A 22784-nucleotide genomic window follows, 5' to 3' on the forward strand; every position below is an offset into this window, starting at 1 on the left:
ATGGATGAGAACCACACCACAACTCCGGACGACGCCCAGAACGATCGGCCCACGCACGACTCGGCCGAGCGCTCCGTGGCGGACGAGACGATGCTCGACGACTTCGTGAACAACGCGTTCATGCTGCCCAGCGACGTCGAGGCCCTGGATGAGGACTTCGACAGCCCCGACGAGAGCACCGACCACAACGGGGACGACGACCCCACCGACGATGAGGACCCCTTCGCACTACCAACAGGCTTTGGCGGTGCGTCCGCATATCGCCCGGGACGGCCGGCTGTACCGAGCTTGCCGCTGCGGCCGATGAACCTGAACCTCCTGTCCTCGCTGGAGGCCAGCCTGTACTGGCGGGACCTGGACGCGTGGGTGACATGGCTGCGCCGCGACTACGGGCTCGGAATCACGGTGATCCCGCCGCTGTGGCACCGGCACGCCGAGCTGCGGTGGGAGCTGTCAGCCCTGCACACCGCATGGCTGGCCGCGTACGACCCCAAGACATCGGCCTCCGCCCCCATCACGTGGCATCGCGAGCTGGTCGAGGCACAGGTCCGACTGGCCGAGTGGGTCTCTCACAGTGGCACCGGGCTGACCGAGGACCGCCCGACCCCGGTCACCCTGTGGCCCGGCGAGACCGGGTTCGGTTCCCAGGAGACCTGGGACTCCGACGCTGTCCGACCCCGCCCGTTCACTGACAGGGCTGCGGACTTCGAGGCTTGGGTCGCCCAGGACATCGCCGCCCGACGCGCGGTCGAAGGCCGGGTCCGGTCCGAGACGCGACGCCGAGCGCCCAGCGTCATGCCGCAGCAGCGGGCCGGTTCGGGAAGGTCATGATGTTCAACGACGAAGTCGAGCGCTTCCTCGACGACGCTTACGACGATGACGAGCACGCCAAGGCCGCCGCACGCGCGGACATCGCCGCGATGCACGATCACGACGCCGCGGACGCCACAGCTGCCCACGACCTGATCGCCCGCCACGTGTGGAAGACGCTGCGTGAACTGGGCATCTACGAAGGCAGATTCCTGGCCCACGGCCCGGACCCGGAGGTGCTGGCAGGACTGCCGCCCTCCGAACGCCGCCTCGAGCCGGGACAGGCGAACGGCTTCACGGGGCAGATCCCCGCCGGGCACGACCCGGCGACGTCCTGGCCCCATCACGGAACGATCCTGCGGGTGATGGACGGGGATACCTTCCACGACGAGCACGACGCCGTGATCGGCGTCGCCCCGTACGTCGATGTCGCCCTGCGCCGCCCCGGCATCGCCGACCAGCGCCAGCTCACCCAGACCATCGGAGTGCTCACGATGCTGGAAACCACGGAACCGGGCGGGTTCACCGTCGCGTTGGTTTCCCAGGAACTGCTCGACGACCCCGACCCGCAGTTTCGCCAGTACATCGCCCACCTGGGCGAGCTCGCCGGCGCGGTGCGTCTCCCTGCCGGCGCTCTGCGCACCGATCCGGGCAACGACAGCTGCGTCGACATTCTCGTCCTGCGCCGCCACTTCGGAGCACCCCGCAACCCGCACACCTTCTTGCGATCCCTGGCCTACGAACGCAACGGGCTCCAGGCTCATCTCAACGAGTACTACCTCAAACACCCCGAGCAAATCCTCGGCGACCCAACGATCCAGCAGACCATTTGGTCACCCGCCGAACTCACCGTCCGGCCCTACAGCGTAGGACTCGAGCACGACCTCGCAGTGGGCATGTCCGCCATCGTCACCTACGCACGCCAGGCCGGGCTCACCGCCGACACGCTCGCGTCACCACTGGAGGCATACGAGACCAACCTGGACGCCCCGAAGAGGTACGTCTCTCTGGACCTGCCCGGAGATACCCACAGGGTCGACCTGGATGTGGCCCGGGACAGGATCAACCAGCTCCGCTCAGCCCAGCAAGCCCCGGACTCCGAGAACGGTCCCTCACGGCCGGGCGGGACGAAGCCCAGTCCGGGCATGTGACCGCTGAACGGGCGAACACGCAGCTCAGGCCCAAACCGGTCGCTGCGCTCCACCTGTCGCAGCTCTGCCGCGCCCCCGGCTAGCAGCAACAAGGCGTCGGGGCGGCAGAGCTCAGCGGTGGAGGCTCGCCGCCGAGCCTTGGAGACTTGTCCCCATGAGCGCGTCAGAGAGGGTCGTCCTTCCGGACCCGTCGTCGTTCGACGGTCTGACCGACCATTGCACGCCAGCTCACGTCCGGCTCCTTCGGCGGCCGGTGCTGCGAACCATATCCTCGGCTACCGGGCCACTGGTGCTGTCGATGTTCGTGCTGATCGTCGCGACGTCCGCGTACTCCCAGGGCTGGCCGGCGGCGATCGTCGCCGGGGCCGTCTACGCCGTGCTGGTCACTGTCGTTGTCGCACACGTCGTACAGACCGCTGTCCCGGCGCGGTGCCCGCGGCCCCGCACACGGCGCGCGACCTACGTGCTGCAGGACGGGACGGCGGTCATCGAGGCGCGGGCCACCGGCACAGGCCGAGACGTCGTCGAGCTGTCCAATCACGCCAAGCTTCCCGGGACCTCCTCGGACACCGTCCGGACAATGCGGCGAACCCTGATCACCACGATCCTCCGAACCAATCCCCACGTCACCGTGCGAGTTACGACCCGGGTTCCCGCGCTCGCGCGACTGTACGCCGAGGACTTCGACGCCGTTGCTGAAACGCTGGGCTTGGACCGGCACAGCATCACGCGGCGGGTCGGCGTCCGTGAGCGAGTCACCGGGGTGCGAACCGAGGTGCTGCTGTTGCCGGGAAGGCAGTCAGGAGCAGACCCAGCTCTGCGTTGATACCCCGGACGCCTCGCGCGCGCCACGCACAATCGTGCCCGGTTCGTAGCGCCGCCGGCTGCGTGCGATGCCGAAATGTGGCTCGTCTCGGTGCTGGTCCGACACCTGTGAGTGTCACGTTCTCGCCGATCCCCAGGAGCTGGACATGCCGACCCTCACTAACCCGCAGCACGCCGCAGAGGATGCTGCCGGGCCTTCGCCCCGAGAAGTGGACACGTCTTCGTGTGGTCAGGCGGCCAGCCGTAGCGTAGCCGGGTCGGTTTCGTGTTCGTAGTCGATGGGGCTCTGGTTCCCGAGCCGGGAATGCGGTCGGCGCAGGTTGTAGCGCGTGATCCAGCGGAACACTGCGAGGCGGCAGGCGCGGGCATCGTCGAACGCGGGTGCGCCGGCCAGGGTCTCGCGTTTCAGCGTGGCGTTGAACGACTCGGCCAGGGCGTTGTCGGCGCTGGTGCCGACCGCGCCCATGGACTGAGTCACCTGCAGCCGGCCGCACAGCTGCGCGTAGTCCTTCGATCCGTACTGGGCTCCGTGGTCGCTGTGAAAGATTGCTCCGGCCAGCGAACCCCGCTCGGCTACGGCGGCCTGCAGGGCGTCGGTGACCAGCTCGGTGCGCATGTGATCGGCCAGCGACCAGCCCACGAGACGGCGCGAGTACAGGTCGATCACCGTCGCCAGATACAAGAACTGCCCGCCACCGATCGGCAGGTAGGTGATGTCGCCGACATACCGGCGGTTGGGTGCCGGAGCGGTGAAGTCCCGCTTGATCAGGTCGGCCACCTTCTGCCCGGACGGGTCCGGGACCGTGGTCCGTACCCGTCGGCGCAGCCGGATCCCCGCGATGCCGTGCTCGCGCATCACACGAGCGACCCGTTTGTGGTTCACCGGCGGCCCGACCGGGTCGGTCTTACGCAGCTCGGTCGTGACCCGCGGCGAGCCAAGAGCCGGATCCTCCTTCAGCAGGGCCCGGATCCGTGCCGCCAGCCCGGCATCAGCCCTGGCCCGGGCGGCACGACCAGCGGCACCGTCGCGCCACTTGTAGTAGCTCGACCGGTTGATCTCAAGAACCTGGCACAGCCGCTTCACCGAGTAGGTGGGATGGTGCTCGGCGACGAACTGGAAGCGGCTCACCAGGTCGTCTCTCCCGCGAAATACTTCGCGGCCTTGCGCAGGATCTCCCGCTCGGTGGCGAGCTTGCGCTTGTCAGCCTCCAGGCGAGCGTTGGCTGCCTCGAGCTCGGCGACCCGTGCCTCCAGCTGCCCGACCCGGCCACCGGAACGCACCGCCGGCTCGCCGGGCGTCGTGCCCGCTGCCGGACCGGCCGTCACGGCGGCCTGCCCGCGCTGCTCAGCCGCGCGGCGCACCCATAACCGCAACGTCTCTCGCGAGACGCCCAAGTCCCGGGCGATCCCCTTGATCGTCGCCCCGGGTGTGGACTCGTACAAGGCCACAGCATCGGCCTTGAACTCCTCCGGATAGTTCTTCATAGCCATGCGGATCAAACTCGCTTCCTCTGGATCCACGATCCAGTATCAGCGTGTCCACCAAACGGGGTGAAGCCCCGCCGAGGCCATGCGAAACCTGGTCTTCGCGACCCGCAGCTTCGTCGACCCATGCGACACGTACTGGGTGGTGTCCGACCTGGCCGCCACAACCCGCCGCATGGAGCAGGTCGCGATCCAAGTCGCCTCCGCGCACCGCGAGAAGCTGCACCTGGCACATGACTACAACGGCTCGACCGCCGTCGGCGAAGTCAAGGCACTGACCGCAGCGGCCCACCTGCGTCGAGTGGCCGACCTGCTGCGGCAGGCGCACACGAGCCTGGACCTGGCGGCGAAGCACTCGGGATGCATCGCCTGGTACGACACGGTGCCACCCGCGCCCAATCGACACACGGCAAACACCGGGGGCGCAGTACCTCTGTCTCCGCCATCAAAGGTTCGGTCCAGGCGAACTTGTCACTGACCACCGAGAATCAGGTCCCGAGCACATCGGATGGACGCCTTTGCGGCCGGGTTACTGACTCGACCGTGAAGCTCACAGCGCGAGTCGCACACCGCTTCGGACCCCGCAGTTCACCTGTCCATCGAGAGTGCAGGTGTTGAGGGCGTCGCCGGTCAGCACCGATCCCGTCCGTCACGACCGACACAGGCGGAGGAGAGGAGTGGTTATGAGGACCCCGAGGCGGACAACGCACGATGCAGCACCGACAAGGACGCCCGCGTCAGCCGACACCACACGCCGGCCCTCTGCACTGCCAGACGGCTTCGACGTCGAGGCCTGGACACGAGCAGCTTGTGACGCGTCCGGGGTGCCATTCGCAGTGGAGGACCCGCTGGCGCTGCTCAAGCTCCGAGACCTGGCCAAGCACCCGGCATAACGGCGAGTGTGCTGTCAGGCAGGACCCTCCCGCCCGTCGCTGACAGTCCAGATCACCGGTTCATGCGGCGCCTACGCCTTGAAGGTCAATTCGACTCTTGCGGGCCGGAAGCGGGACCCACAATTCGGATCGGGGTTGACGACAAGAGTGTCGATGAGTGCGGACATGATTGCCCGCTTCTGGGGAATCGACCACTCCTCCGCCCAGGCGCGTCGCAGGGCCACTTCGTCGCCAATTGGGAGGCCCTTCAGAGCGCTGGTGCGGTTGACCTTGCCAAGCATGAGTTCGGCTTGGTGGATCACGTTCTGCGCCGCAGCCCGACCGGCAGATACCTCGGATCGGCTCACCAGCCCCGCCCCGTAGTCACGGGCGATGTCTTCAAGTCGTGCCCTGGCGGCGACGATCTGCGCCACAGCATCTGCCACGATCCCAGAGGAGTCAGATGCCGTATCGGGCAGTTTTGTCACCGCGAGACGTGCGATCACTGCCTCGCTTACAAGCTCTTCCAGTGCCGGTGCCGCGACATTCAGGCCGCCCCGTTCCGGGTAGCCCGGGTGCGGCTTGCACCTGTAGTCCCGCCTCGCCCTTCTCCTGCTGCCGCGACCACGCTGCCCGGACACGAGACCCGCACCGCACTTGCCGCACCGGGCAATCGTCGAGAGCAAAGTGACCGACGACGCGCCGACCCTGCGGTCCATGCTCCCGAGCATCGCTCGGATGCGGACAGTCTCCTCGGGGGTGATGATCGCTTCCCAGTTGCCCGGCCCCAAGATCTGCCGACCATTGGGGCCATCTGTGGTCCCCAGCGACGGATCGTAGGCACGCTGCCCAGAGATGCGTGCAGAGACAAGGATCGACTTCACCGTGGTCGCGTGCCACACCCCGAGTGTGCCCTTTCCCGCACGCGGCGACGGCACGCCAGACTCTTCGTTCAGCCACTTGGTTATCGCCCCGAGGGACTGTCCCGCCAAGAACCTGTCCGCCATCTCGCGAACGACAATGGCCTCTTCCGGGATGAGGACCCCACCGATGCCATAGCCGAACTTTGGGGCTCCGTGCCAGTCACCGCGCTCCGCCTTCTGCTTGTTCGCACGCCGGATCCGATCAGCCTTGTGCCCCGACTCATACGCAGCCATCGCGACGAGCTGGCGCGCCATGAGCCGCCCCTCATGAGTGTTGAGATCGAACGCACCGCCCATCACAGCCTCAATGCGGATCGGATGGGACTCGACGAGCTCGATCAGGTCCTCAAGTTCACGAGGCTTGCGATAGAGGCGATCGACATGCCAGACGACAACACGCGAAGGCCCCAACTTGATGCGGGCGAGCATCCTGTCGAAGCTCTTTCGCTTCTTGTTCAGATACGCCGACGTGTCGTTGTCCATATAGACGTCGTCGTCCGACACGACCAAGCCGAGCCGTGCGCACAGATCGAGGCAATCGTCTCTCTGACGCTCGACGCCAGCAGCCTCACCCGTGCGGTCCTCACTGATCCGCAGATAGACCAGAACCTGCTCAGCCACCTCGACCGACAGCCCATGCTTGGAGCGCAGGCCAATACTCTCGATCAACTGAACTCACCCGCTTCAGTCGCTACGGCAGCGTGCTGCCCAACCCACGAGCGACGAGTCGCTCGCTGTCCTGCGATGGACACCGCGCTCTCGGATCTGGGCTTCCTCCCATGAATACAAGGACGAACCCAAGCGCATGGCACGGCTGCTGATCCGGTAGGAGAGAGTCGTTCGGACCTTCTGCTCACCTGGTCACCACCTCCACTGATTAGGGGTGTCAGAAACACCAAGTGGACTTGCCTGTGCCCGTACCGCCGCTGACAAGCACGTTCGCGCGGCGCTGCACGAGCGAGCGCAGGAGGCCGGACCACTGGCCGGGCAGGGCGCCTCCGGCGACGAGCTCGTCCAGGGTGAAGGCGCGGCTCCGGAGCACTCGCAGGGAGATCACCGCACCTGTCTCGGCCAACGGCTCCAGCACCGCGTGCAGCCGGGTGCCGTCGGGCAGGCGTGCGTCCACGGTCGGACAGGCGTCGTCGAGCCGCTGTCCGCCGAGGGCGGCGAGCCGGACGGCGAGTGCCCGCACACCGGTGGCCGTGCCGAGGTCCACCGCCGCCCGCTCGAGGCCTGCCCCACGATCGACCCACACGTCGTCGGGGCCGTTCACCAGCACGTCGGTCACCTCGGGTGCGTCGAGCAGTACCTGAAGCGGTCCGGCGCCCGTGAGCTCGGCCCGGGCCGTGCGTTCCAGGTCACGGAGCGCATCGGACCCGAGCACCCGACCGGAGTCCCGTACCGCGTCCCGTACGGCGGCACCAGCGCCGGTGCGACCGGTCGCGAGCCGCGCACGGACGTCGTCGAGCAGGGTGACCTCGCGGGTCGGCCGGCTCACAGTGCGCCTGCCGTGTCGGAGGCGAACCGGCCGAGCGGGGCCCGGTGCGACACCGTGGGACCCTCACCGCGTTCGATCGCCCGGGCGAGCCCGGCGTCCCGGCCCATCACTGCGACGACGGGCAGGCCGAGGGCGGCGGACACGTCGTCCTCGTCGACGGCTCCCGGCGCCGGCCCGCGCACCACGACCCGCACGTCCGGCACGCCCGCGCCGCGCAGGGCGTCCCGCACCCGTTGGGCGCCCACCGTCGCGGGGAGCGTCAGCGGCACCACGAGCAGCGCCATCTCGCACCTGGCCAGCAGGGTGTGCACGGCCAGGCCGTCGGTACCCGGCGCCTCGGCAGCCGCGCCGACACCGCGTCGTGTGGCGGTGCTCCAGGCGCCCGGGCGCGGGAGGTCGAGCACCAGGGTCTCGCCGGCCCGCACCAGCCCGCGGCAGACGTCGAGCACGACATCGTCGTCCGGCGGGGCGCCGGCTGCGGTACCGCTCAGCACCGGGACCAGTCCCCAGCGCGGCAGGGCCGCCACCACCCCCGCACCCTCGACCTCGCCACGGGCACCGACCAGGTCCGGCCACCGGGCGCCCCGCCCGCCGTCGGCGCCCAGCAGCAGGTCGGTGCCCGGCGCGTGCGTGTCGAGGTCCACGAGCGTGGCGCGTTCACCGCTGCGGCGCAGACCGTGGGCCACGCACGCGGCCACCACGGACGCTCCCGCCCCACCGCAGGCGCCCACCACGCCGATCATCCGCCCCGGTTCCGGTGCCGATCCGCCCACTGTGCTGACCATCGCCCGCCTCCTCCGCCCAGCAGTGCTGAGCATTCGCCGAGCACGCGGCCCGGCACCTCATCCCGGGCGGACTGCCCGGGCTCCGGAATCAGACTGGGCGCTCGGCACCGCTCCGGGATGCCCGTGCAGCCGCGGCTGTGCACAGCCGGAGGAAAGTCGCGCTTGTGGTCGGGCTCGCTCCGGCATACCGCCGTGACCAGGGTCTGCGTGTCGAACGGACCAGTTTCATCGAGACGGCGGAACACCCCTCGGGAAGCCCCCTTCGGAGGGCTTGCCCCGTTAGGCTCGTCGCGTGACCGAGCAGGCTCCACAGATCGCCGCACGACCGCTGCCGCACGTCCCGCGTGCCGCCGCGTTCTTCGATCTGGACAAGACGATCATCGCCACGAGCTCGTCGGCGGCGTTCTCCAAGCCCTTCCTCGCGGGCGGGCTCCTCTCGCACGCCGATGTGCTGCGCAGCGCGTACGCCCACTTCGTCTTCATGATCGGCAACGCCGACGCCGACCAGACGGAGCGGATGCGGGCGCACCTGTCGTCGCTGGTCACGGGCTGGGACGTGGAGAAGGTCCGGCAGATCGTCGCCCAGACGGTGCACGAGCTCATCGACCCGTACGTCTACGCGGAGGCTGTCGAGCTCATCGCCGAGCACCACGCGGCGGGCCGGGACGTGGTGGTCGTGTCCGCGTCGGCCGCCGTGCTGGTGGAGCCCATCGCCGCGGCGCTCGGTGCGGACCACGTGCTCTCCACGCAGATGACCGTCGAGGACGGCCGGTTCACCGGCGCGATCGACTTCTACAACTACGGCGACAACAAAGCCGTGGGCATTCATCGGCTCGCCGCACGCGAGCACTACGACCTCACGGAGAGCTTCGCCTACTCCGACTCCATCACCGACGCGCCGATGCTGGCCGCCGTCGGTCACTCGTACGTGGTGAACCCCGACCGGGGACTGCGCCGGCGGGCCGTGCAGTCCGGCTGGGGCATCCTTGCGTTCACCCGCCCCATCGCGCTGCGCCCGCGCATCGAGCCGGTCCCCGTCATCGCGGTGGTCGGTGCGGCCGCGATCGGGGTCGCGGTGTGGCTGATCTGGCGTGCCGCCCGGCGCCGGGCCCGCCGAGGCTGAACGCCCGCCATATCCGCCGGGGTAGCCGACGCTCGCACGGGCTGGGGCTCGGGCCGGTTGAGCTCGGGCCGGTTGAGCTCGCACAGCTCCCGCTCACGCCGAACCGCAAGTTATCGACCCATCCCTCCGCCGAACCGCAACGACACGCCGATACATCACCAAGTTATCGGCGTGTCGTTGCGGTTCGGCAACCCAGATCAGCATCAAGTTGCGGTTCGACGATCCCGATCACGCGCAGCTTGCGGCTCGGCCATCCCGATCACAAGCAAGTTGCGGCTCGGCCACCCGCCGCATAAGCAAGTTGCGGCTCGACACCACGCCATGCCGCCGAGCGCGCGAGCCCACCACTCATCACGAGCAAGTTGCGGCTCGACACCAACACCATCCTCACCGCGCGGTCCGCCGACCAAAACTCAAACGCCAATGCGCAACAACCGGCCAACCAGCAAGCAACCGCCAACGCACAACCTCTGCCAGACAACAAGCCGCGCCAAGGTCGACCGAATCACCGCATCAGGTCAAGCCAAGGCAAGGCCGAAGATTTTCCCAGCCAATTGCTGACATGACAGGAATTGGCAATTGTGAAGATGAGTCCCTTCCAGTTGCTTTTGTTACCAGAAGGCAGTGTGATTGTGTTCACAGCAAGTATTCAGGGCGGAAGGGACCGTGCCCTGGGGTCGTAAGGGTCTTGGCCTGATCGACAGCGAGCGACGTGCATGGTCACCCCGCCAAGCTGGTGAGAGCGATATCCGGCTTGAGGATGCTCCCGGATGCCGTACTCGTGGACCGAGATCTCGCCACCGCAGTGGCCGGGCCCTTGCACTTCCGGATCGCGATCGGAAGAGGCAAGGAGCCCGGCCGCACGGCGAATCGTTTCGCGGAATGCACGCGGTCCGGAAAAGAATCACCGCCTCCTCCCCCATTCCTCCCCTGCCATCAAACGCCGCAGGCGCAGGAATCACCCTCCCAGGCACTCGCCCGCAAGTCGTCGCCACAAGGGCGCAGCCCACCGCCACCCCGCGCAGATCACCACCACCCAGCGCAGGTCACCGCCACTGAGCCCGGGAATATTGCGGCTGCATTCCCACTCCGGACTCCACCGGCAAGGTTCCGATCTGCTCGCGCAGCGTGTGTGCCGCACGCAGCGGCCAGTACGGATCGCGCAGCGCCTCCCGGCCGAGCAGGACGGCGTCCGCCGAACCCTCCACCAGGATCTGCTCGGCCTGTGCCGGCTCGCTGATGAGCCCGACCGCGCTCACCGGCAGCCCGGACGCCTCCCGGACGCGACGCGCGTGCGGCACCTGATAGCCCGGTCCGACGGCGATGGGCGCCGGCGCCGCCCCGCCGGTCGACACGTCGATCAGGTCGGCACCGAGCGCCCCCAGGCGGCCGGCGACCGCCGCGACGTCGTCCACGCCCAGGCCGTCGTCGCGCCAGTCGGTCGCGGACAGCCGCACCAGCACCGGCAGCTCCGCCGGCCAGGCGGACCGCACCGCCTCGACCGTCTCCTCGAGGAGCCGTGCACGGCCGGCCGCGGAGCCGCCGTACTCGTCCGTGCGGGAGTTCGCGAGGGGCGAGAGGAACTGGTGGAGCAGGTAGCCGTGCGCCGCGTGCACCTCCACCGTGTCGAAGCCGGCTTCCCGTGCGCGGTGGGCAGCCGCGGCGAACTGCTCGGGCACCTCCGCCACCTGCGCGGCCGTCATCTCCGCCGGAGCTGCGTAGCCGGGAAACGGCACGGGTGACGGACCGACGGTCGGCCACCCGCCGTCGGACACCGGGACGGTGCCCTGCACCGGGGACCACGGCCGGAAGGTGGACGCCTTGCGCCCCGCGTGGGCGAGCTGGATGCCGATCCGCGCCCCGCGCTCGTGCACGAAGTCGACGATGCGGCGCCAGGCAACGCTCTGCTCGTCGTTCCAGATGCCGGTGTCCTGGGGCGAGATGCGCCCTTCCGGCACGACGGCGGTCGCCTCGGTCAGGACCAGTCCGAACCCGCCGACCGCCCGGGCGCCCAGGTGAACGAGGTGCCAGTCGTTCGGGACCCCGTCCGCCGCGGAGTACTCGCACATCGGCGCCAGCCAGACCCGGTTCGGGACGGTCAGCTGACGGAGGGTGATCGGTTCGAAGAGGAGGCTCACGCAACCCACCAACGTGGCCGGTGACCGCGCCATTCCGAGGCGGAGGCCCGTGTCTCAAGCAGTGACACCGGATTGTGAGCGCTGTCACCATGCAGGACTACACTCACCGGGCAGAGAGAACGTCAAGGCAGAGCCAAGTGCCTGCCCGAACGAACGCGAAGACGCGCACCGGAGGTCACCGTGACAGACACCAACCCGACGTCGGACTCGGCATCCGGCCCCAGCCTCGAGAATCTTCTGCACGAGACCCGCAGTTTCCCGCCCAGCGAGGAGTTCGCGGCGCAGGCGAACGCGAAGGCCGACCTCTACGAGAGAGCGTCGGCGGGCAGCGAGGAGTTCTGGGCCGAGCAGGCCCGGGAGCTCGTGACCTGGAAGACCCCGTTCACCGAGACCCTGGACTGGAGCGGCGCGCCGGTAGCGCGGTGGTTCGGGGACGGAACGCTGAACGCCGCGTACAACGCGGTGGACCGGCACGTCGAAGCCGGCCACGGCGACCGGGTGGCCATCCACTTCGAGGGGGAGCCGGGCGACACCCGCACGGTCACGTACGCCGACCTGCAGGAGGAGGTGTCCCGCGCCGCGAACGCCCTCACGTCGCTGGGCGTCACGACGGGCGACCGTGTGGTCATCTACCTGCCGATGCTCGTGGAGTCGGTAGTGGCCATGCTGGCGTGCGCCCGCATCGGCGCCCCGCACTCCGTCGTCTTCGGTGGTTTCTCCGCCGACGCCCTGCGCAGCCGGATCGCCGACGCCGAGGCCACCCTGGTCGTCACGGCCGACGGCGGCTACCGCCGCGGGGCTCCGTCGGCCCTCAAGCCCGCCGTCGACGAGGCCCTCGCGCCCAAGGAGGGCGCACCGGAGACCTCGGTGCAGAAGGTGCTCGTCGTCCGGCGCACCGAGCAGGACGTGGACTGGGTAGAGGGTCGGGACGTGTGGTGGCACGAGGCCCTCCAGGCCGCGGACCCGGTGCACGAGCCGGTGGCCGTCGAGGCGGAGCACCCGCTGTTCATCCTGTACACGAGCGGGACCACCGGGAAGCCGAAGGGCATCCTGCACACCACCGGTGGCTACATCACGCAGTGCGCCTACACCCACAAGAACGTGTTCGACCTGAAGCCGGAGACCGACGTCTACTGGTGCACGGCCGACGTGGGCTGGGTGACGGGGCACTCGTACGTGGTCTACGGACCGCTCGTGAACGGCGCCACGCAGGTCCTGTACGAGGGCACGCCCGACACGCCGCACCGCGGCCGCTGGTGGGAGCTCATCCAGAAGTACAAGGTGTCCATCCTGTACACCGCGCCGACGGCGATTCGCACCTGCATGAAGTGGGGCGACGACATCCCGGGCGAGTTCGACCTGTCCTCCCTGCGCGTCCTCGGTTCGGTGGGCGAGCCCATCAACCCCGAGGCGTGGATGTGGTACCGCCGCGTGATCGGCGGCGACCGCACCCCGATCGTCGACACGTGGTGGCAGACGGAGACCGGCGCCATCATGATCAGCCCGCTGCCCGGCGTCACCGCTGCCAAGCCCGGCTCGGCACAGGTCCCGCTGCCCGGCATCGCGGCAACCGTCGTCGACGACGAGGCGCAGCCCGTGCCCGACGGTGGCGGCGGCTACCTCGTGCTGTCCGAGCCGTGGCCGTCCATGCTCCGCGGCATCTGGGGCGACCTGGAGCGGTACAAGGACACGTACTGGTCGCGCTTCGAGGGCCTCTACTTCGCGGGCGACGGCGCCAAGAAGGACGAGGACGGCGACATCTGGCTGCTCGGACGCGTGGACGACGTCATGAACGTGTCCGGGCACCGCCTGTCCACCACGGAGATCGAGTCGGCCCTCGTGTCGCACGAGATCGTCGCGGAGGCCGCCGTCGTGGGCGCGGCGGACGACACGACCGGTCAGGCCGTCGTCGCGTTCGTGATCCTGCGGGGCGACCACGCGAACCGGGCGGCGACGCCGGAGGGGGCCGCCGACGTGCAGAAGGAGCTGCGCGACCACGTGGGCAAGGAGATCGGCCCCATCGCGAAGCCGAAGAAGATCCTCGTGGTACCGGAGCTGCCCAAGACCCGGTCGGGCAAGATCATGCGCCGCCTGCTGCGCGACGTCGCCGAGGACCGAGCGGTCGGCGATGCCACGACCCTCGCCGACTCCTCGGTGATGGACCTGATCACCGCGGGCCTGGCAACACCGTCGGCCTCGACGGAGGACTGACCCCCGCGTTGAGTGCTGGCTATGTGCGGCCTGATCCAGCCACGAGCCGCAAATAGCCAGCACTCAACGCAGTCTGCTGGAAGATGGGCTCATGCGTATCGCTGCACCCATCCAGATCGGCCCGCTCGACGCCGACGCCCAGCAGGCCGTGCGAGCCCTGGCCGCGGCCGCCGAGTCGCACGACGGCGTCGCGCCGCTCTCCGAACAGCCGCTGCTCAACCTGGGCACCGACGCGGAGTGGATCACGCACGTCGTCGCACACACCAAGGCGGGCAGCACCATCGGCTACGTGCAGGTCGACCGCTCCGGTGACACCGCGAGCGCCGAGCTGGTGATCCACCCGGAGCACCGCCGGCAGGGTCATGGCCGCGTGCTGCTCAGGACGGCGGAGCGCGACGCGACCCTCCCGTCCCGTTCCGGTGAGCCGAGTCAGCACGGCAAGCACCTGCGGGTCTGGGCGCACGGCGACCTGGAGCCGGCCCGTGCGTTCGCTCGGACGGCGGGGCTGCGTCCGGTGCGCGAGCTGTGCTTCCTCGCACGGCCGCTGTCCGCGGCCGACGCTCCGGAGCCGCCGGCGGCGCCCGCCGGGTACCGCCTGCGCACGTTCCGTCCAGGGGCCGACGACGATGGCTGGCTCCGCGTCAACGCTCGCGCGTTCTCGGCCCATCCGGAGCAGGGCCGGATGACTCTGGACGACCTGCGGGCGCGCCAGAGCGAGCAGTGGTTCGACCCGGAGGGCTTCTTCCTCCTCGAGCCCGAGGATGCCGCCGGAACGGACGGCGGGGACCCTGCCGCGTTCCTGTGGACCAAGACGGAGCCGGACCAGCCCGACGGGGCGCGGGACGGCGAGATCTATGTGCTCGGCGTGCACCCGGAACACCAGGGCACGGGGCTGGGCCGGCTGATGACCGACGTCGGGCTGGCGCATCTCGCGCGGACCGGTGCGACGCGCGCCGTGCTGTACGTGGAAGGCGACAACGCACCGGCTCTGGCCACGTACGAGCGGGCCGGTTTCACGCGAGCGGCCGTACATGTTCAGTATTCCCGCCCGTGACGAACGCTCTCCGAGAACGTCACCCATCGTGTACCGAACGGTGACACCATGAAGCACATGAAGGACAGCGCTGGGCACACCTCCGCCAGGACCCGGGACAAGAACGGCCGATTCATGAAGCAGAGCCCCCGCACGGCAAGCGCAGAGACCATGAACGGCAGGTCCGACGGTCACCGTGACCAGGCAGCCAGGTCCGGCAACGGAGATGGCACCGCGAACGGCAGCTCCGCGAAGGCCCAGCGGGCCCCGGCCCCCCGGCCGGGCGAGGCCTCGGCCGAGGAGATCCTGGACCCGCACACGCTGGACCAGAGCCTGGCCGCGCACATCGCCGAGCACATCGCGGAGAGCCCTGGCGGGACGACGCTGCTGGAGCCGCATCTCGGCGAACCGCTGCCCGTCGACCGGTTCGCGGACCGGGAGCTGAGCTGGCTGGCGTTCAACCGGCGGGTGCTGGAGCTCGCGGAGGACCCGCGCATCCCGTTGCTGGAGCGCGTGCGCTTTCTGGCCATCTTCGCGTCGAACCTGGACGAGTTCTTCATGGTGCGGGTGGCCGGACTGAAGCGTCGGATCGCGACCGGCATCGCGGTCACGAGCGCCTCGGGGCTCAGCCCGCGCCAGGCCCTGTCGCGCATCTCGGAGGAGGCGCACTCGCTCATGGAGCGGCACGCGCGCGTGTTCGAGGACGACGTGCAACCCGCGCTGGCCGGCGAGGGCATCACCCTGGTGCACTGGAACGAGCTGGACACCAAGGAGCAGGAACGCCTGCACAAGTTCTTCCGCAAGCAGATCTTCCCGGTGCTCACGCCGCTCGCGGTGGACCCAGCCCACCCGTTCCCGTACATCTCGGGTCTCTCCCTCAACCTCGCGGTGGTGGTCGCGAACCCGACGACGGGCAAGGAGCACTTCGCCCGCGTCAAGGTGCCGCCGCTGCTCCCCCGCTTCATCGCGGTGGACGCGTCGGGCAAGCCGCGGCGCCCCGGCACGAAGAAGGCCGACCCGCAGCGCGGTCCGCTCTCCTTCGTGCCGCTCGAGGAGGTCATCGCACAGCATCTCGACTACCTGTTCCCCGGAATGGAGGTGCGGGAGAACCACACGTTCCGGGTCACTCGCAACGAGGACGTGGACGTCGAGGAGGACGACGCCGAGAACCTGCTCCAGGCCATGGAGAAGGAGCTGCTCCGGCGCCGGTTCGGCCCGCCGGTGCGCCTGGAGATCGCGAAGGACATCAGCCCGCGCATCCGCGACCTGATCGTCCGCGAGCTGGGTGTGAAGGAGGAGGAGGTCTACGAGCTGCCCGCGCTGCTGGACCTCACGGGCCTCAACCTCATCGCCGACCTCGACCTGACACCGCTGCACTACCCGCCGTTCGTACCGTCCACGCACCGCCACCTCGCGGAGGTGGAGAGCGCCAAGCCGACCGACGTGTTCGCCGCCATCCGCCGCCGGGACATCCTGCTGCACCACCCGTACGACAGCTTCTCGACGAGCGTGCAGACGTTCCTGGAGCAGGCCGCCGCCGACCCGAACGTGCTGGCGATCAAGCAGACGCTGTACCGGACGTCGGGCGACTCCCCCATCGTGGACGCGCTGATCGATGCCGCAGAGGCAGGCAAGCAGGTGCTCGCGCTGGTCGAGATCAAGGCCCGGTTCGACGAGGAGGCCAACATCTCCTGGGCGCGCAAGCTCGAGGAGGCGGGCGTGCACGTGGTGTACGGGATCGTCGGCCTCAAGACGCACTGCAAGCTCTCCCTCGTGGTACGCCAGGAGCCCGACGGTTCGCTCTTGCGCTACTGCCACGTCGGCACCGGCAACTACCACCCCAAGACGGCCCGGCTCTACACCGACCACGGGCTGCTGACGTGCAACCCGGACGTCGGCCAGGACCTGACCCGCCTGTTCAACCAGCTCTCGGGGTACGCCCCGAAGTCGACGTTCCACCGCCTGCTCGTCGCGCCGCGCGCCGTGCGCTCCGGTCTGGTGGAACGCATCGAGCGCGAAGCGACCGCCGCCCGCGCCGGCCACGAGGCGTGGGTCAAGATGAAGATCAACTCCGTGGTGGACGAGACGGTGATCGACGCCCTCTACCGTGCGTCCCAGGCCGGCGTGCAGGTCGATCTCGTGGTGCGCGGCATCTGCGCGATCCGGGTGGGTGTGCCGGGCCTGAGCGAGAACATCCGGGTGCGCTCGATCCTGGGCCGCTTCCTGGAGCACTCCCGCATCTTCGCGTTCGCCAACTCCGTGGGGCCCGCCCTCGCCGAGGGTCCGGCGTCAGGCCCGGAGGTGTTCATCGGCTCGGCCGACCTGATGCACCGCAACCTCGACCGCCGTGTCGAGACGCTGATCCGGATCTCCGACCCGAACCACGTGGGCGAGCTGATCGGCCTCCTGGACGAGTCCATGGCGGACACGACAGCGGCGTGGCACCTCCTCCCGGACGGCTCGTGGGAGCGCCCGACCTCAGGTTCCGGCAACGGCCTGCGCGACCTCCAGGCGGTCCTGATCCAGCGGCAGCGACGCCGGCTCGAGCCTGCCCGGTGACCGGCAGGCGGTCGGCGGTGGGCACGGGTCCGACGACGGCGGCCCCGCCCACCACGGGACTGCACACCCCGGTCGTCATGACGGCGGGTGGGCTCGTGTGGCGCCGTCGTGGTGGCGGGCTGCAGGTACAGCTCGTCCACCGGCCCCGGTACGACGACTGGTCGTGGCCCAAGGGCAAGCTCGAGATCGGCGAGTCCTTCCAGGGTGCGGCGATCCGCGAGGTCGGCGAGGAGACGGGCAAGGAGATCGTGCTGGGCCGCCCGCTGCCCGGCCTGCAGTACCTCACTCCTGACGGTGCTGTGAAGCGCGTGCACTACTGGGCGGCGCGTCGCGCCCGCAAAGGGCGGGACACGGCGGCCCTCACGGCCCGTGCGCCGGTGGCGCCCGTCGACCGTGCGGAGGTCGACCGCACGGAGTGGATCGACGTGGCCGAGGCGGAGCGACGCCTCACCCGGTCGTCCGACCGTGGCCCACTGAACGCCCTGGTGGCCGCCGAGGCCGAGGGGGTGCTCGACACCCGCACGCTGGTCATCGCGCGGCACGGCCGCGCGGTGCCGCGTACCGCGTGGCACGGCTCGGAACGGGACCGCCCGCTCACCCCGCTCGGGCACGGGCAGGCTGCCGCGCTGGTCCCGGTGCTGGCGGCGTACGGCGTCGAGCACGTCATCAGCTCCCGGTGGGAGCGGTGCGCCACCACCATCGACCCGTACGTGCGGGCCGCCGGCCTGCGGCCGAGCTACAGCGAGTACCTCACCGAGGCGCAGCACGAACGGTCGCCGTCACGCGTCGCCGCGACCGTGCGCGACCTGCTGGAGGAGACCACCGAGTCGTCGGTGATCTGCACCCACCGTCCGGTCCTGCCCACGGTGCTCGACGTGCTGGGCCAGCATGCGTCCCGGACGGTGGCCGACGGCCTGCCGACGACCGATCCGTTCCTCGAGCCCGGCGAGGTCCTCGTGGCGCACGTCGCCGATACCGCCACGGGACCGCGGGTCGTCGCCACCGAAAAGGTGAACCCGCCGGTCTGGTGACGGTGGTGGTAGACACACGCCCGGCTTCGGGCGCACTATCGGTCACCATGAGCAGCGACCAACGACCGCCGAGACGGCCGGCCATGCTGGACCCCCGGGACGCCGAGGCACTTCCCGGCGAGGTGGACCCTGCCCTGCGCGACGAGGTCGCGCACGCGACGGCACGCGCCCTCGTGGACCGTGCACGCACCACCGAGGACCCGGCGGTCGTGGAGCGGCTCATCCACCTGGTCGAGAACGAAGGGCTCGACACGGTGGCCGGCCTGTGGGCGGACGCCGCCCCCGTCTCCCTGCCCGGCTCCCTCTGGCGGCTGTACGTGCTGCGCGAATGGGTGCGCCGCGACATGCCTACCGTCATGCTCAGGTATCGGCTCGGTGTGGAGGCCGCACCGGTCCAGGAGGCCGTCGCGGGCGTTCCCAGCCCTCCCGAGCCCGGTGACCTGCAGATCCTGGCCGACGCCGTGCTGTCCGGTGTCTTCACCGGTGACCTCGCCGTCGCCCTCGAACGAGCCGGCGCCTTCTGCCGCATCCTGTCGACCGGAGCCGCGTTCGACGCCGACTCCCGCGAGGTCGCGGACCCCACCGGCGCCACCCGGATGACCCGCAGCGCGAGCTCCCTGCTGCGCACCGCCGAAGAGCTGGAACGCGCCGGTGGCCTGTGGCGAACCGGTTCCCTCGAGTAGCGCGGCGCGCTGTCAAGCAGAGAGGTCGCCGGAGCGTTGTGACGTCCGACCCCCTTGGCAGATCCGCACACGCCACTAGGATGGTGCAGGCGACGCCGGGCTGCGGTAGCCCCGGGCTCCACCTCAAGCCGCTACGAGCGGCCCCGCGCCGAGAGGCGCTCCCGGTTCGGCGTCGCTCTCACTTCCCTCTCCTGACCGGCATCCGCCGTCGGAGGAGCTCTGCCCACGCAGCCTGTGCCGTTTGTCACGGGTTACCAAAGCGCGACCTTGCAAATTGGCGATAGTCGGCAACAGCTCTACGCTGAGCCTGTTCCAGAGCCCTCAGAACGGGAGCACTCGTGCGCCTTACTCCGCGCGACACCAAGTACTTCGATCTTCTCGCCGCACTGGCCCAGCATCTCGTCCGGGGTTCCTCCCTGTTGGCCGAGCTGCTCGGTGCCGACCGGGCGGGACGGGAGAAGCTCGCCGAAGAGATGCACGAGGTCGAGCACCTGGCGGACGAGGCCACGCACTCGATCATGCGCCGCCTCAACCAGACCTTCGTCACACCGTTCGACCGCGAGGACATCTCCGGTCTCGCCTCGGCGCTGGACGACTGCATGGACGAGATGGACGAGGCCGCCGACCTGATCGTCCTGTACAAGGTCGAAGGACTGCCGGACCGCGTGTCGGACCAGGTCCAGGTGCTCCAGCGGTGCGCGGAGCTGACCGCCGACGCCATGCCGCGCCTGCGCTCGATGGACAAGCTCGCCGACTACTGGGTCGAGGTGAACCGCCTGGAGAACCAGGCGGACAAGCTGCACCGCAAGCTCATCGCGCAGCTCTTCGACGACCTGGCGAGCGACCCGGTCCAGCTCATGAAGCTGAAGGAGATCGTGGAGGTCCTCGAGAACGCCGCGGACAGCTTCGAGAAGGTGGCGAACATGGTCGAGACCATCGCGCTCAAGGAGTCCTGAGTTGGAGGTCGCTCTTGTCGTCCTCGTGGTGGCGCTCGCCCTCAGCTTCGACTTCACCAACGGGTTCCACGACGCCGCCAACGCGATCGCGACCTCGGTCTCGACCCGGGCGCTGACCCCGCGCGTCGCGCTCATCATGGCGGCCGCCATGAACTTCGCCGGCGCGCTGCTGGGCACCGAGGTCGCGGAGACCATCGCCACCTCGATCGTCAACCTGGGCGGAGCCGGTACCCACGCGGAGCTCACCGTCGTCCTGTGCGCCCTGCTCGGCGCGATCGTGTGGAACCTGATCACCTGGTGGTTCGGCCTGCCGTCCTCGTCCACGCACGCCCTCATCGGCGGGCTCGTGGGTGCCGGGGTCGCCGGCGGCATGGGCGTGTACTGGTCCGCGATCGTGGACAAGGTGGTGCTGCCCATGATCGTGTCGCCGCTGGTGGGCTTCGGCCTCGCCTTCGCGGTGATGGTCGCCGTCATGTGGATCTTCCGCTACGCGGCACCGGCCAGGACGAACCGTCGCTTCCGGATCGCGCAGACCGCGTCGGCGGCCGCGATGGCGCTGGGCCACGGCCTGCAGGACGCGCAGAAGACGATGGGCGTCATCTACCTCGCCCTGCTCACCGTCGGCTGGGCCAACCCGGAGGCGGGCATCCCGCTCTGGGTCAAGCTCTCCGCGGCCGCCGCCATCTCCGCCGGCACCTACTCGGGCGGCTGGCGCATCATGCGCACGCTCGGCCGCAAGATCATCGAGCTCGACCCCGCGCGCGGCTTCGTGGCCGAGTCGGTCTCGGCCCTCGTGCTGTACGTCAACGCGTTCGCCCTGCACGCCCCGGTCTCCACGACGCACACGATCACGTCGGCGATCATGGGCGTGGGTGCCACCCGCAGGCTGTCCGCCGTGCGCTGGGGCGTCGCCAAGAACATCGCCGTCGCGTGGGTCCTCACCATCCCGGCCGCAGCTCTCGTGGCGGCACTCGCCACCTGGGCACTCTGGCCGTTCCTGGCCTGATCCGACCCGGCCGTTCCGGGGCGCGCCGGGCCCGAGAGGCTTTTCACAGCGAACGGCTCGGCGCGCGACTGGCGCCGAGCGCTGCTTAGCATCGGTCGCATGAGCACCACCCCATCGGCGCCGAGTGTCGGCGCGAGATCAGCCCACCGCAAAGCAACGGCCCTTGCGATCGCCGCGGCAGTGGGCGGCTTCCTGTTCGGCTTCGACAGCTCCGTGATCAACGGCGCCGTCAACGCCATCGAGGGCCAGTTCTCCCTGCACCCGTCGGTCACCGGCATCGTCGTCGCCATCGCGCTCCTCGGCTGTGCGCTCGGGGCGTGGTCCGGCGGGCGCCTGGCCGACCGGTGGGGCCGCACACGGGTCATGGTGCTCGGCGCCATCCTGTTCTTCGTGTCGTCCATCCTGTCGGCCATCGCGTTCTCGGCCTGGGACCTCGGCCTCTGGCGGTTCATGGCCGGCGTCGGCATCGGCATCGCGTCGGTGATCGCCCCGGCGTACATCGCGGAGATCGCGCCCGCCGCGATGCGGGGCCGGCTCGGCTCGCTGCAGCAGCTCGCCATCACGGTCGGTATCTTCGCCGCGCTGCTCTCGGACCAGCTCCTCGCCGAGTCGGCCGGTGGCGCCTCGAACGTGCTCTGGCTCGGGTGGGAGGCGTGGCGCTGGATGTTCCTGGTGGCGGTCGTCCCGGCCGCCGTCTACGGCATCCTCGCGCTCCGCATCCCGGAGTCGCCCCGCTACCTCGCCGCGAACGGGCGTGACGACGATGCGCGTGCCGTCCTCACCAGCGTGCTCGGGCCCGACGAGGACGTCGACGACCGGCTCGTCCAGATCCACCGCAGCATCGCGATCGACGAGGCCAACGCCGCCCAGGCCTCGCTGCGGGGCAGCACGCTGGGCCTCAAGCCGATCGTCTGGGTGGGCATCCTGCTGTCGGTCTTCCAGCAGTTCGTCGGCATCAACGTGATCTTCTACTACTCGACCACGCTGTGGCAGGCCGTCGGGTTCGACGAGAGCCGGGCGTTCCTGGTCTCCACGATCACGGCGGTCACGAACGTCGCCGTCACGTTCATCGCCATCGCGCTCATCGACAAGGTCGGCCGCCGCCCGCTCCTGCTCATCGGCTCGGCCGGCATGACCGTCTCGCTCGGGCTCATGGCCCTCGCGTTCACGCAGGCCACCGGGTCGGGCAGCGACATCTCGCTCAGCGGCCCCTGGGGTGTGACGGCACTGGTCTGCGCCAACGCGTTCGTCGTCTTCTTCGGCGCCTCGTGGGGCCCGCTCGTCTGGGTGCTGCTCGGCGAGATGTTCCCCAACCGCATCCGCGCCGCGGCCCTGGGTGTCGCCGCGGCGATGCAGTGGATCGCCAACTTCGCGATCACCATGACGTTCCCGCCCATGCTCTCCGCCTTCGGCGCCACGGTGCCGTACCTCATGTACGCGGGGTTCGCGGCGCTGAGCTTCTTCTTCGTCCTCACCAAGGTGCCCGAGACCAAGGGCATGGAGCTCGAGGACATGAGCGAGAAGAGCCGCACCAAGCCCTGATCCGCCGACCCACCGAGAACGGCGCCGTCCCCGTACCGCGGGGGCGGCGCCGTTCGCCGTGCGCACGGCGTACCCGCCCCGCCCGTCGTGTCGTACAGGTCACAGGGCGGATCCGGAACCGGTTCGCGCAAAACCCTTGCATTGGGCAACCAT

The 22784-nt window shown here is 69.6% G+C and carries 18 protein-coding genes; 13 read left to right on the plus strand and 5 right to left on the minus strand.

What is annotated here, in order from left to right; translation table 11 throughout:
* The 3 genes from ACFSL2_RS15710 to ACFSL2_RS15720 all read left to right on the plus strand — a co-directional run bounded on the left by ACFSL2_RS15710 (position 1) and on the right by ACFSL2_RS15720 (position 2787).
* Positions 1 to 831, plus strand: a complete 831-nt coding sequence (locus ACFSL2_RS15710) for a hypothetical protein (protein ID WP_253873188.1) — start codon at positions 1 to 3, stop codon at positions 829 to 831.
* On the plus strand, positions 828 to 1961 hold the full coding sequence (locus tag ACFSL2_RS15715) for a class I SAM-dependent methyltransferase (protein ID WP_377198737.1): 1134 nt from the start codon (positions 828 to 830) through the stop codon (positions 1959 to 1961). The genes ACFSL2_RS15710 and ACFSL2_RS15715 overlap by 4 nt, the downstream gene beginning before the upstream one ends.
* Positions 1962 to 2115: 154 nt before the next feature.
* Positions 2116 to 2787, plus strand: coding sequence for a hypothetical protein (locus tag ACFSL2_RS15720; RefSeq protein ID WP_377198738.1), 672 nt, complete (start codon positions 2116 to 2118; stop codon positions 2785 to 2787).
* A 228-nt stretch (positions 2788 to 3015) separates the two neighbouring features.
* Here ACFSL2_RS15720 and ACFSL2_RS15725 read toward each other — a convergent pair.
* A protein-coding gene (locus tag ACFSL2_RS15725; RefSeq protein WP_377183469.1) for an IS3 family transposase occupies positions 3016 to 4277 on the minus strand; the annotation gives its coding sequence in 2 pieces (ribosomal slippage) (positions 3016 to 3932 and positions 3932 to 4277; 1263 coding nt in all).
* 79 nt (positions 4278 to 4356) lie between these two features.
* On the opposite strand from ACFSL2_RS15725, the gene ACFSL2_RS15730 reads away from it, so the two are divergent.
* Positions 4357 to 4749, plus strand: a complete 393-nt coding sequence (locus tag ACFSL2_RS15730; protein WP_377198739.1) for a hypothetical protein — start codon at positions 4357 to 4359, stop codon at positions 4747 to 4749.
* Positions 4750 to 5235: 486 nt separating this feature from the next.
* On the opposite strand, the gene ACFSL2_RS15735 is transcribed toward ACFSL2_RS15730, so the two are convergent.
* The 3 genes from ACFSL2_RS15735 to ssd form a co-directional block, all read right to left on the minus strand.
* Positions 5236 to 6735, minus strand: coding sequence for a recombinase family protein (locus ACFSL2_RS15735; protein ID WP_253873178.1), 1500 nt, complete (start codon positions 6733 to 6735; stop codon positions 5236 to 5238).
* Between the two features lie 217 nt (positions 6736 to 6952).
* On the minus strand, positions 6953 to 7564 hold the full coding sequence (locus tag ACFSL2_RS15740; RefSeq protein ID WP_377198740.1) for an ATPase, T2SS/T4P/T4SS family: 612 nt from the start codon (positions 7562 to 7564) through the stop codon (positions 6953 to 6955).
* Entirely contained in the window at positions 7561 to 8349 is a 789-nt protein-coding gene (gene ssd, locus ACFSL2_RS15745) for a septum site-determining protein Ssd (protein ID WP_377198741.1), read from the minus strand. Before ssd ends, ACFSL2_RS15740 begins: the two co-directional genes overlap by 4 nt.
* A 292-nt stretch (positions 8350 to 8641) precedes the next feature.
* Between ssd and ACFSL2_RS15750 the strand changes: the two genes are divergently transcribed.
* On the plus strand, positions 8642 to 9472 hold the full coding sequence (locus tag ACFSL2_RS15750; protein ID WP_377198742.1) for an HAD family hydrolase: 831 nt from the start codon (positions 8642 to 8644) through the stop codon (positions 9470 to 9472).
* 1046 nt (positions 9473 to 10518) lie between these two features.
* On the opposite strand, the gene ACFSL2_RS15755 is transcribed toward ACFSL2_RS15750, so the two are convergent.
* Positions 10519 to 11610, minus strand: a complete 1092-nt coding sequence (locus ACFSL2_RS15755) for an NADH:flavin oxidoreductase/NADH oxidase (protein ID WP_377198743.1) — start codon at positions 11608 to 11610, stop codon at positions 10519 to 10521.
* Positions 11611 to 11790: 180 nt separating this feature from the next.
* Here ACFSL2_RS15755 and acs point away from each other — a divergent pair, with 180 nt between their 5' ends.
* From acs to ACFSL2_RS15795, 8 genes are all read left to right on the plus strand, one after another.
* The gene (gene acs, locus ACFSL2_RS15760; protein WP_377198744.1) at positions 11791 to 13821 is read left to right on the plus strand and encodes an acetate--CoA ligase; all 2031 of its coding nucleotides are present in this window, start codon (positions 11791 to 11793) and stop codon (positions 13819 to 13821) included.
* A gap of 91 nt (positions 13822 to 13912) precedes the next feature.
* The gene (mshD, locus tag ACFSL2_RS15765) at positions 13913 to 14875 is read left to right on the plus strand and encodes a mycothiol synthase (RefSeq protein WP_377198745.1); all 963 of its coding nucleotides are present in this window, start codon (positions 13913 to 13915) and stop codon (positions 14873 to 14875) included.
* A 57-nt stretch (positions 14876 to 14932) separates the two neighbouring features.
* Positions 14933 to 17413 (plus strand): RNA degradosome polyphosphate kinase, encoded by a 2481-nt coding sequence (locus tag ACFSL2_RS15770; protein WP_377198746.1) that lies wholly within the window; start codon positions 14933 to 14935, stop codon positions 17411 to 17413.
* Positions 17414 to 17490: 77 nt separating this feature from the next.
* The gene (locus ACFSL2_RS15775; protein ID WP_377200832.1) at positions 17491 to 18444 is read left to right on the plus strand and encodes an NUDIX hydrolase; all 954 of its coding nucleotides are present in this window, start codon (positions 17491 to 17493) and stop codon (positions 18442 to 18444) included.
* Positions 18445 to 18527: 83 nt separating this feature from the next.
* Positions 18528 to 19127, plus strand: a complete 600-nt coding sequence (locus ACFSL2_RS15780) for a hypothetical protein (protein WP_377200833.1) — start codon at positions 18528 to 18530, stop codon at positions 19125 to 19127.
* Between the two features lie 338 nt (positions 19128 to 19465).
* The gene (locus ACFSL2_RS15785; RefSeq protein ID WP_377198747.1) at positions 19466 to 20083 is read left to right on the plus strand and encodes a DUF47 domain-containing protein; all 618 of its coding nucleotides are present in this window, start codon (positions 19466 to 19468) and stop codon (positions 20081 to 20083) included.
* A 1-nt stretch (position 20084) separates the two neighbouring features.
* Positions 20085 to 21089: an inorganic phosphate transporter gene (locus ACFSL2_RS15790; RefSeq protein ID WP_377198748.1), complete on the plus strand. Its 1005-nt coding sequence runs from the start codon at positions 20085 to 20087 to the stop codon at positions 21087 to 21089.
* Positions 21090 to 21188: 99 nt separating this feature from the next.
* Positions 21189 to 22631 (plus strand): sugar porter family MFS transporter, encoded by a 1443-nt coding sequence (locus tag ACFSL2_RS15795; RefSeq protein ID WP_377198749.1) that lies wholly within the window; start codon positions 21189 to 21191, stop codon positions 22629 to 22631.
* Positions 22632 to 22784 lie beyond the last annotated feature (153 nt).

Source organism: Promicromonospora aerolata, assembly GCF_042682255.1.
Taxonomy (GTDB): Bacteria; Actinomycetota; Actinomycetes; order Actinomycetales; family Cellulomonadaceae; genus Promicromonospora; species Promicromonospora aerolata.